Annotated in this window: 9 protein-coding genes; 7 read left to right on the top strand and 2 right to left on the bottom strand. The window is 50.6% G+C overall.

All coding sequences use genetic code 11. The features are described 5' to 3' along the window. Positions 1-505: 505 nt before the first annotated feature. The 6 genes from AB1656_26315 to AB1656_26290 all read left to right on the top strand — a co-directional run bounded on the left by AB1656_26315 (position 506) and on the right by AB1656_26290 (position 7,198). Positions 506-1,666 carry a hypothetical protein gene (locus AB1656_26315; protein MEW6238914.1) on the top strand — a complete coding sequence of 387 codons (1,161 nt, stop codon included), beginning with the start codon at positions 506-508 and terminating at the stop codon, positions 1,664-1,666. A 201-nt stretch (positions 1,667-1,867) separates the two neighbouring features. Beyond that, entirely contained in the window at positions 1,868-2,167 is a 300-nt protein-coding gene (raiA, locus tag AB1656_26310; protein ID MEW6238913.1) for a ribosome-associated translation inhibitor RaiA, read from the top strand. Between the two features lie 9 nt (positions 2,168-2,176). After that, entirely contained in the window at positions 2,177-3,190 is a 1,014-nt protein-coding gene (pta, locus tag AB1656_26305; GenBank protein MEW6238912.1) for a phosphate acetyltransferase, read from the top strand. 169 nt (positions 3,191-3,359) lie between these two features. After that, complete coding sequence (locus AB1656_26300; protein ID MEW6238911.1) at positions 3,360-4,778, top strand: acetate kinase; 1,419 nt, start codon at positions 3,360-3,362, stop codon at positions 4,776-4,778. Positions 4,779-4,781: 3 nt separating this feature from the next. Continuing rightward, entirely contained in the window at positions 4,782-5,282 is a 501-nt protein-coding gene (locus AB1656_26295; GenBank protein MEW6238910.1) for a hypothetical protein, read from the top strand. An 83-nt stretch (positions 5,283-5,365) separates the two neighbouring features. Continuing rightward, complete coding sequence (locus tag AB1656_26290) at positions 5,366-7,198, top strand: HEAT repeat domain-containing protein (protein ID MEW6238909.1); 1,833 nt, start codon at positions 5,366-5,368, stop codon at positions 7,196-7,198. A gap of 137 nt (positions 7,199-7,335) precedes the next feature. On the opposite strand, the gene AB1656_26285 is transcribed toward AB1656_26290, so the two are convergent. Both AB1656_26285 and AB1656_26280 read right to left on the bottom strand, forming a co-directional pair. Continuing rightward, positions 7,336-7,893: an IS630 family transposase gene (locus AB1656_26285; protein ID MEW6238908.1), complete on the bottom strand. Its 558-nt coding sequence runs from the start codon at positions 7,891-7,893 to the stop codon at positions 7,336-7,338. Further along, on the bottom strand, positions 7,890-8,402 hold the full coding sequence (locus AB1656_26280; GenBank protein ID MEW6238907.1) for a winged helix-turn-helix domain-containing protein: 513 nt from the start codon (positions 8,400-8,402) through the stop codon (positions 7,890-7,892). Before AB1656_26280 ends, AB1656_26285 begins: the two co-directional genes overlap by 4 nt. 74 nt (positions 8,403-8,476) lie before the next feature. Here AB1656_26280 and AB1656_26275 point away from each other — a divergent pair, with 74 nt between their 5' ends. Then, complete coding sequence (locus tag AB1656_26275; GenBank protein ID MEW6238906.1) at positions 8,477-9,805, top strand: hypothetical protein; 1,329 nt, start codon at positions 8,477-8,479, stop codon at positions 9,803-9,805. Positions 9,806-10,399 lie beyond the last annotated feature (594 nt).

Here is a 10,399-nt window from a genome sequence, read left to right as displayed (position 1 = left end):
CATCAAGCCCTCAACTTATGTGCAAAGGTTTTGTAGGATACAAGCGGATTCTCTTGCGCATTCCTTGGAAAAATTATATCTTAATATACTTATTTGTCAAGACTTACGCTTATATCAGCAAGCCCTATTTAAATTGCATGAATAATGGGTCAAAAAACGCGACCCATCCTACATCCGTTTCAGGGAAAGACCAATCGGAAAGCAAAGTCCCATTTTTTTTTGGGGAAAATCGGATTATACTTCTTTATTATGTCCGGCGTTTTTGTGCATCGCGTGGTAAATCCGCCCGGATTAATGAACTCTAAACCTTATTTTTTCAAAGATTTTATGATAATAAGGTTGGCGTGAATCCATGTAATTCATTTCATTCATATAAAGCTATCCGCTTTTATAGAGTCACTCCCTTACAATCGTTTTTTGAGTTTCAACGGTTTGCAGATTTTTTTTGTTACGCATGGTTTTAAAAATCGAGTTTCGTTTATTCGCCGCATGGTATTGCTTCTACATGAGATATTTAATTCGCCGTAGAAAAAATCGGATTTTGGGAGTTATCGCCTTTCTAGCCGTTGCGATTCTCGCCATTCCCGCGTTGGCGGGAAATCCTTTCGTACTCTCTTCCGGAAAGGCTTTGCAATGGCCTTCCTCCGAAATCGCTTATCATATGGATCCCGGCGATCTGGGGCCTTATCCGGGCAGCCTGGTTCAGCAATTGATCATGCTGGCTTTCAGGAATTGGACGGATGTCCCCCATTCTAGTCTAAAAATTATTTATGGAGGATTGTTGCCTGAAAATATTACCGAAGATAACTACTTGAAATTCAGCGGCAAGTATTACAATCCCGTAATTTTCGATTCGGACGGCGCCATTATCGACGCCTTGAAAGGGGAAGGCGCTTCCGATTCCATCTTGGGATTGTCCAGTCCGGCGCACAACAACGGCAGTGGAACCATCGTCAATTCCGAGATCATTCTCAACGGCAAATATCTTTTGGGAAAAGGGGGAGACATCAATCGGCTTTTCTCGACCATGCTTCATGAAATCGGCCATTTTCTCGGCTTGGATCATTCCCAATTGCATCCGGAATTCGCTTTCGACAACGATCCCGCCAACAATATTTTTCTTCCCGTCATGTTTCCTATTGAAACCGACGATCGAATCTCGCCAACGAACCTGAGCCAGGACGATCGGATGACGATCCAAATTCTTTTTCCCGGCGCCGATTTCCATACCAGTCTCGGAAGCATTAGGGGAACCGTAACTCGTCCCGCCAATGAAGCCGTTCAAGGCGCCAACGTCGTCGCCGAAGAGATCGATTCCCCTTATTTGAATTCATACGCCGTAGTATCGGATTTGTCGATCGATTGGACGGGCGAATTCGCATTCTACGTCCCGCCGGGGCGGTATATCCTTTATATAGAATCGATCAATCCGCGTTTTACCGGTTCTTCCCGCGTCGGGCCTTTTTCCGACGATCGTTTTTCCCCATCTTTCGTAAAGCCAGTATTGAGGGAATATTATAATGGGACTAGAGAGAATGGATACGTCAATCTCGACGATCCCGAAGATAAAGAAATCATCACGGTTCGAGCAGGCAATTCCGTGGAGGGAATCGAATTCGTCAGCAACGAAGAGACGCTTTCCGTATCCGATTGGTCCCTGTTTTAGGACGGATTGAACAAAGGAGCGCTCACTTTATAATATAGTTATAATTTTCTCTATTCATTAGAACAAACAATAGGCCTTTGGCTTCCTAGGAAAATCGATTTATGTCGAAGAGGAAGCGGGAATTCCATTATTAAAAAAATTAATTGGTATAAGGCTTTTGAAGAGCGAATAATAAGGCCATACTGCGCGAAAGGGAACTGCATGCCTATCAAGTTGGAGATAACCAGCCGCCGCCATCAACTTTCCGAACACCTGCGGGACTATGTGGAAGAAAAAATATTGAAGTTGGAAAAATACGCGCATGGCGACTGTGAGGCGCATGTCGTTTTCGAAAGATCGGACGACGAACAGAGCGTGGAAGTCACCGTGCATGGGCTTCATAGAACCATGCATGGCAAGGAATCCGGCGAGAGCGTCCACGCTTGCATCGATGGCGCCATAAGCAAAGTGGAAACGCAAATTCGAAAAGAAAAAGACAAACAAATCGATACGAAAATATAAGAGGACGCTATGCACCCACTGGAACGAATTCTCAACGAAGCCAAAAAAAATCCCCTTCGCATCGTATTGCCGGAGGCGACCGACCCCCGGATGTTGGAAGCGGCGCGCAAGGCCACCGATGAAGGAACCGCCAAGGTCTCTCTTCTCGGCGCCCCCGCTGAAATAAAGACGGCGGCGGAAAAGATAGGCGTCTCGCTTGACGGCATACCTATCATCGACCGCGACGCCCACGCTCAAAACGACGCCTGGGCGGAACTCTTCGCCGAACGCCGGAAACATAAAGGATTGACCAAAGACAAAGCCGCCGAAATGCTCAAAGACCCTCTTTTTTTCGGCGCTATGATGGTCAAAGAAGGCGAGATGGACGGCATGGTGGCGGGCGCCGTCAACACGACAAGTAACGTAATCCGCTCCTCGATTCTCATCATCGGCAGCGCGCCGGGCATCCAAACCGTCTCTTCCTGCTTTTTGATGATCGTCCCAAACTGCACTTATGGCGCCGAGGGTGTTTTAATGTACGGCGATTGCGGCGTTTTCCCCGATCCCAATCCGGAACAACTGGCCGATATCGCCATTTCCACCGCCGAATCGATGGAGAATCTAGTGGGCGTGGAACCGATCGTGGCCATGTTATCCTTTTCCACCAAAGGGAGCGCCAGCCATCCCATCGTCGATAAAGTCATCGAGGCAACTAAAATCGTCAAACAAAGGAAGCCCGATCTGAAAATCGACGGCGAATTTCAGGCCGACGCCGCGCTCATCGAAGCCATCGGCCAGAAAAAAGCGCCGGGCAGCCCCGTCGCCGGCAAGGCCAATACGCTGATCTTCCCCGATCTCAATGCGGGAAACATCGCCTATAAATTGACCGAACGCCTGGCCAAAGCGGAAGCCTACGGACCTTTGCTACAGGGATTGGCTCTTCCCGTGAACGATCTGTCCCGTGGATGCTGCGCCCGGGATATTTTCAATACGATCACCATCACCTGCGTCGAAGCCCAGGCAGCGAAAAGACGGACGAGCTAAGAACTTACGGTTAGAACAAATCAAGTTTGGATAGCTGCCAAACCGTTGAGGATTTGTCCCCTCACCCTACCCCTCTCCCAAAGGGCGAGGGAATTTGTAAGTCACATTTTTATTAGGATTTGGTATAATCCATTCGAAACGAGTTCTACAACACGAGAGGAATGTCATAATGAAAGTTCTTGTATTAAATTGCGGCAGTTCGTCCGTCAAATTCCAATTGATCGAGACGAAAACGGAAACGGCTTTGTTGCGCGGATTGGTTGATAAAATCGGTTCTTCTTCGGGAGTTCTTTCGTTTCGCGCGGAAGGGAACCGTGATTTCCGGGAAGTGCGCGAAGTAGCCAACCACGAAGAAGCCATAAGTCTCGTTCTTTCCATAATTTCTCATCCCGATCAAGGCGTCGTCTCTTCCCTTTCGGATATCGGCGCCGTGGGACACCGCGTCGTACATGGCGGACAATCTTTCTCCGAATCCGTCGTCATAACGGATAACGTCATAAAGGAGATCGAATACTGCTGCCAGTTCGCACCTCTCCACAATCCCCACAATCTCAAAGGGATCGAAGGAGTAAAAAAGCAGTTGCCTTCCATGTTCCAGGTCGCGGTTTTCGATACGGCTTTTCATCAGCACATGCCCCAAAAAGCTTTCCTATACGGATTGCCCTACGCCCTCTATGAAAAGCGGGGCATCCGCAAGTATGGATTTCACGGCACGTCCCATAAATTCGTCGCGCAGCGCGCCGCGGACATTTTGGGCAAACCACTCAAAGACCTGCGCCTTATTACCTGCCACCTCGGCAACGGTTCCAGCATCGCGGCGGTTAAAAATGGCGTCTCCATCGACACTTCGATGGGATTTACGCCATTGGAAGGCGTAATTATGGGCACTCGTTGCGGCGATATCGATCCCGCCGTCATCCCATACCTTATGCAAGTAGAGAAGTTGAATGGCAAACAAATAGACGCCTTGATGAATAAATTCAGCGGCATGTTGGGTCTTACGGAGACTTCCAACGACATGCGGGAAATCGAAAAAGAAGCCGCCAGCGGCAGCGAACGGCACCAATTGGCTTTGGATATGTTCGCCTATCGCATCCGGAAATACATCGGCGCCTACATGACCGCTTTGGGCGGTTTGGACGCGGTGATCTTTACGGGTGGAATCGGCGAAAATTCCCGAACCGTCCGGCGCTTGATTTTGGAAGGGCTGGAACCGATAGGCATTGTATTGGATGAGGAGAAAAACAACCAAAACGCCACTCATATTTCCTCCGGTCCCATCAAAGCCCTCATCGTTCCCACCAACGAAGAACTGGCCATCGCCCGCGATACGGCGGCGTTGTACGAATCCATGCGCAGTCAACCGGCGGGGGTCTCCGAACAAGCGGTTTTGACGCCGGACGAAAAAGCGGACTTGGTTCTATTGTGGGCCAAACATCCCGATATGAATCCCTTCGAACTTGTAACGACATTCAATCAAAAAACCGGAAAACGTTTTTCCGTCGCCGCCCTGGCGAATGAACTTAAAGCATTGGGACTTGATGAAGTCTCGAAATCCAAAAGAGCGGAACTCGCATCGAAAAGGTGAATTATGGCCAAAACTTTAAATAAAGAACTTAGCGGTTGGCTTTTGGCTCGCGTATGGTTGAATGCGCTGGAAGAGACGGCGCGCGATTTTCACGGCACCTATCCAAAGCCGTTTTGTTCCCGCGCCTACGAACACGCCACCAGCGCGTGGCTGCGCATTCTTCAGGACGAATACGGTTTCGATATCAAGAAAAGCCGCACCATCAAGGAAGCCATCGAAAATTACATCGACATCGGCGTTCGCGGCGGCTTGTTTCAGGATGCCAGCTATTTCCAGGTGAAGGAAATCAATCCGAACAAAGTCGAAATTTCCATCCTGGTTTGCCCCTATGGCGCCAGTTGCCGGGATTCGATCGATATGGGATTCTCTCACCGCGATTTGACCTGCGCGCGCATCGGCTGCTTCGCGGCGGCGGTGAAAATCCTGTCCGACATCCCCTGCACCTACGAAGTCAACGCCGTAGCGGGCGAAGAAGGATGCCGAGGCTTCATCGAACGCGCCTAAAGCGGCGTTGCATCCCGACGCAAAAGAAAAACTCGATTTTCGGCGGCCGGGATGGGCTGAATGAGAAGGAAAGAATAAGCGCCATGAATACGTTGGAACAAACCGCCATACTCCTCAAATCGTCCCCCTATTGGAACGAGCGCCGGGAAGCGGCGCTGGTTCTGGGACGCAGCCAGGATCCGCAAGCCCGCCAGGCCCTGATGGATGCGTTGAACGACGCCGACGACGAAGTACTGCAAGCCGTGATCCTCGCCCTCGGAAACGCCGGAAACGAAGAAGCCGTCGAATATTTGGTGCTTCCACGTTATCTCAATCATCCTAATCCCTATATTCGTTGGGCGGCGTTGCAGACGATCGGAAAAATCGGAAAATCCTACGTCGTCCCCGATGTCGCCGAACTTACGAATGACGAAGAATGGGTCGTGCGCAACGAAGCGCAAAAACTATTACGCAACCAGGTGGAATCCGTCATCACCCATTGCTCGCTGGAATCCGCCAGGCGCATGGTGAGTCTGTTGACCACAAGCAACGCAGAAATGCGCCAAATCATCATCGACGCTTTTCTTCGGATCGGGCCGGGCATCAAGCCGCACCTGCGCGAATTCGTCAAATCCAGCGGCAAGCCAGTCCAGACGGCGATGGTTTATGTACTCGGCAAACTAAAGGACAAAGAATCCATTCCGGCCTTGATCGAACTTCTTGAATCCACGGATAAAACCATCCGCAAGACGGTTGTGGAAGCGTTAGGACAAATTGGAGATGAATCCGCGCTGCCCGCCTTGATTGAGCGCTTTGGCGATTCCAGCCGGGAGGTTCAACAAAGCGCCATCGCCGCTATCGCCAAGATCGGCAAGCCCGCCATCGAGCTGCTTCATGAAAAACTGCGTTTTTCCTCCCGGAAAACCATCCAGCAAAACGTACTTTTTACGCTTGCCAAAATCCTGGATAAATCCTCCATTCCCTACTTCGTCGATTGCCTAGGCAGCACCTATTTCATCGTCCGCCGCGCCGCGATTACCGGGCTGGCGCAATACGGCAAGGAAGCCATCGACGACATCCTTCAGGTCATTCGCAACGTCAAACTGCCGATGGTGGACGACCTGTTGAAACAGGCGGAGAACGGAAAGACGATCGGGATACGAGTCCGAGCCATCAAAGCGCTGGGCGCCTTGGCGGATCATCGAGCCGTTCATCTCTTGAAGCGCCTGGCGGCGAGTCAGGAACCCGATATTCAAAATGCGTCCTTGGCGTCGCTGGCGCAGATTGGCTGTTCCTGTTGGCAGCGTTGCGGCGCGTTGGCCGTCTTGCGCGATCTGCGCCTTGCTCCTGATGTGGATTTAATCATCGAGCAATTGGACGACGATTCGGAAAACGTCCGTTTGCGGGCGGTTAAAGTCCTGCAACGCGGCGGCAATCCTCGCGCCGTCCCCGCTTTATTGCAAACTGTGGCTATCGACGGCAACGCTATCATTCGTTATGAAGCGTTGCGGGCGGCGGACGAACTGGCTTCAGGCGATCCCCGCGTCGTCGAAGCAGCCAGCAAGGCTCTCACGGATCCCTCCTCCTCTACGGTGCAGGCGGAAGCGGTGCGCATTATCGGCCGCTCTCCGGAAAATGCTTATCTGGAAGCGATTCTCGATTGCTTGAAAAATTCGAGCTGGGAAGTGCGAAGAAACGCTGCGTTGGCGTTAGGCAATATGGGCAAGAAGGCTCTGCCCGGCCTGTTGGAACGGCTCAAAAAAGGAGAGGAGACGGAAAAGGAATCGGTTATTCGCGCTCTCGGCAACGTCGGAGCTGCCGAAGCCATACCCGCCATCGAAGAAGCGATCCAGTCCTTTCCCGCCGATTCTCCCGTCCACCATTCGGCCAAGAAAGCGATTGCGGAGATTCGGGAAAAAGAAGAGCAGAAAAAATAATCCTAAAAACAGTGATTAGCGATTGGCATTTATCAAGGGCAGAATCATCGAACGAATGAAAATCAATCTGCCTTTGTTGGAGTCTGGAATAGGGGCGGTTTCGTATTTCGTCAAACAATTGGAAACGATCTGTAATACTAAGTTGCAATCAAAGGTATACTAACAATCCAATCGAAGCCGGTTAAGCCAAGCATTCGCTTTTTATCATTTTCCAAGGCGGCCAAGGCCTCAAGAAGCGCGTCTTCCACCGCGTCGAGACTTTGAAATACTTGATTCGAAAACCATTTTTCCCGGATTTCATCCCAGACATGTTCCACCGGATTGCATTGGGGACTATAGGGGGGAAGCCATATCAACCGCATATTTTCGGGCTTCTTTAAATCCTTGGCGATATGCCATCCCGCTTGATCCATCACCATCAAAATAAACTCGTCCGCATGGCGCGCGGAGACTTCCGCGAGAAAGAGAGACATCATTTCGGCGTTGACTTCCGGCAAAATGAGGGAATCCAACACTCCATCATGGGGGCTGGCGGCGGCGAAAGCGAATGTCGATTCCCGCACTACTTGCGCCGAGACTTCGGGACGGATTCCCGCAGGACACCAACAGCGGCGCGGATCGCTCAAGCGGCCAAAGCGTCCTTCGTCCTGAAACATCAAACGCACGCTTTTTCCCTTTTCCTTTTGCCGCTTCACTTCTTCCTCCACCCATTCCGGGAGTTTTTTTTCCAGGCCTCTTGCTTCTCGGCATCCGAATTAGGATGTCGGGGGCGGGGAGCGATCTTCCGCCAGCCATGACGAGCCAGCATCCGATAGACAGTGGATTTGGGAACCTTACCTCCCACCTCCCGCTCGTAGGCCGTTTTAATCTCGCTTACCACCAAGACGCCTCCCTTCACCGCCTTCTCCTCAAAATCCGCCAAGAGGCTCTTCTCCTCCTTGATGGTCAGGTTCTCTCGCCGCCGTCCCCCGCGACCGCAGCCTTGGAACGCTCGTGTTCCCTCGCGGAAATATTGTCCCTGGATTTGTTTGACCCGGCTGACGCTCCAGCCTATGGTCTCGGCGATTTGGTTGGACGACAGATTCCATAAGGCTCGCAACCATACGCATTGAATGCGCTGATACTCTCCTTTGCTTTTCGCTTTTTTCAGGCTTTCCTTCAATTCCTCTCTTTGTTCGTTTGATAGAGATCGCGCTGGCCTCATCGTTTTTCTCCGGCTTCAGATTTCCCCGGAGATTATTCTACATTAGCACTTCTTTGAATGCAACTTGGTATAAGGTGAGAGGTCTACATGTAACTCTTGCTCCTCTCCTGCAAACCTTTTTGGAAGAAATTCTTTTTGAAAAGAAAACCACTCTCTTCGATCCTGAATTGATTTCCCGTTTGGGCAATCCAGACGTAGCGGAGCATATCCGGGCGATCTTCGTTCCCTTAATCCGAAGCAAAACCACAAAGACGGAGACGCGCACTTTAGCAGGCGAGCCTATGCGCTTGTCCTTGTGGAAAGCGTTTCAAGTTACCCATAGCGAGCGCCGCCCCGCCTTGGAAGCGGGCAAAACGCTTTTCAACCTGGTTCCCTGCAATCGGGAATTAGAAGTAGTTTTTACTAAATTCGCCGATAGAGCGCCGGATGCGATAGCGTTCGCCAAAAACGCGGGGCCGCAATGTCTGCGTATCGATTATTTGGCGGACGGCGGGCGTTTAGCGTTCTATACGCCGGACTTTTTTATCCGCACGAAAGATAAGTATTTCCTTGTGGAGACTAAAGGCCGGGAAGACCGCGATGTTCCCCGAAAAGCCCGCGCCGCTATCGCATGGTGCGAATCCGCTTCAAAAGCGGGATTCCCTTGGGAGTATCTTTACGTTTCCCAAGGCGTATTCGAACGGTTTAACGCGCCAACAGTAGGAGAACTTGCCAATACTTGCCGCCCCGCGTTGGGATATCTGATTGAAAGCGACTCCCTAGAATCTCAATACCCACTATTTGCAACAATTACGGAGCATGATGAAAGAATTTCCGAAATAACAACGCTGGTTTCCGATTCCGTTCTTGATTCCTTGCCGCCGCGCTACAAGAAGGCTGCGGAACAAGCCGTCATGATGTTTAAGTATTTGGAAAACAAAGAAGGGATATCATTCGGTTCGGTATTTCAACCGCTTTTAGGAGTCTTGGACGAAGCCGCCAAAGGCGTTATCGTCCGTAAACTTGAACCAGAAATGCCAGTTTCACAAACCAATCAAAAAGCATGGTTTAAACCCTATTTCAGTTATCCAGAACCCAAGAATAAACGCCATTATGAAGATATCGCCGCCAATTTGAAAAAGATGCTGGTTTACAGCAACGGGATTTCCGTTTTGGGGCTTTTGCGGAATTGCTACGATTACGCATTGAATGACAACTTGAAACTTACCGGCGTATTCGAAGCCATAAAAAGGAAATTCCGGGTTGAGGGCGCCCGCGCCGTTCTGGACATGGTAACCGAAATCAACGATTTTCGAAACAATTACATCGCCCATCAAGGCGAAGGGGACATTACAGATAAGGCAATCGCCGAACAGCATTTAAAGGGATGGATAGAGGGATTGCATAGACTCATAAGCCTATAGGGGGGAAGCCTGACTCAGGCCCGTTATTGTATGGAACCGTCCGGGGGTCCCAAGCCGGGCGGTTAGGGGGGGCAGGGGGGCTTCTTTTCAATGGCCGCGTCCGTACCGTTGATTCCGCCAATAATCCAGGATTATTCTAATTGCTTCCGAGCCGCCGCCTTTCTCTCTCATGCCTCACAAGGCGAAGGGATAAGGTAGTACCGAACAACCTAACAGGGGGGCGGGTGACGGTTAAAACATTATTAATGAATTATGGTCCCATAGTGGAAAAAAAGTTTACAGACAATATATATATATATGCTTCCGCAATAAATTTTTTGATCGACTTGGGGGGCAGAAAGCTATCTTTCTTCGGATTCATGCACGGTGAAGCCTATAAATATCATGAAGAACCTAATAACGCCGTATTGATACGCACCGAAGCCGAACGCAAGGCGGTGAAAAAGCGCCGATGGTGGCGGTGATCCGCTTAGCCCTTCCCTAGCCGCCCTTCGCGGGGCGGCCTGGGAAGACCGGCGATCCGGCTCGCCGGGCATCGATTAAACCTTAAATTCCGCCACAAATCCGCAAGCACCTACCATCAATCTACATTTT

This window comes from Candidatus Omnitrophota bacterium, assembly GCA_040755155.1.
GTDB lineage: Bacteria > Hinthialibacterota > Hinthialibacteria > Hinthialibacterales > Hinthialibacteraceae > JBFMBP01.
This window is presented reverse-complemented; position numbering and strand designations above follow the sequence as displayed.

Bases quoted from the DNA above. Each gene is read 5' to 3' on its own strand.
- AB1656_26315 (MEW6238914.1), top strand. From the start codon at position 506: ATGAGATATTTAATTCGCCGTAGAAAAAATCGGATTTTGGGAGTTATC.
- raiA (MEW6238913.1), top strand. From the start codon at position 1,868: ATGCCTATCAAGTTGGAGATAACCAGCCGCCGCCATCAACTTTCCGAA.
- pta (MEW6238912.1), top strand. From the start codon at position 2,177: ATGCACCCACTGGAACGAATTCTCAACGAAGCCAAAAAAAATCCCCTT.
- AB1656_26300 (MEW6238911.1), top strand. From the start codon at position 3,360: ATGAAAGTTCTTGTATTAAATTGCGGCAGTTCGTCCGTCAAATTCCAA.
- AB1656_26295 (MEW6238910.1), top strand. From the start codon at position 4,782: ATGGCCAAAACTTTAAATAAAGAACTTAGCGGTTGGCTTTTGGCTCGC.
- AB1656_26290 (MEW6238909.1), top strand. From the start codon at position 5,366: ATGAATACGTTGGAACAAACCGCCATACTCCTCAAATCGTCCCCCTAT.
- AB1656_26280 (MEW6238907.1), bottom strand. From the start codon at position 8,402: ATGAGGCCAGCGCGATCTCTATCAAACGAACAAAGAGAGGAATTGAAG.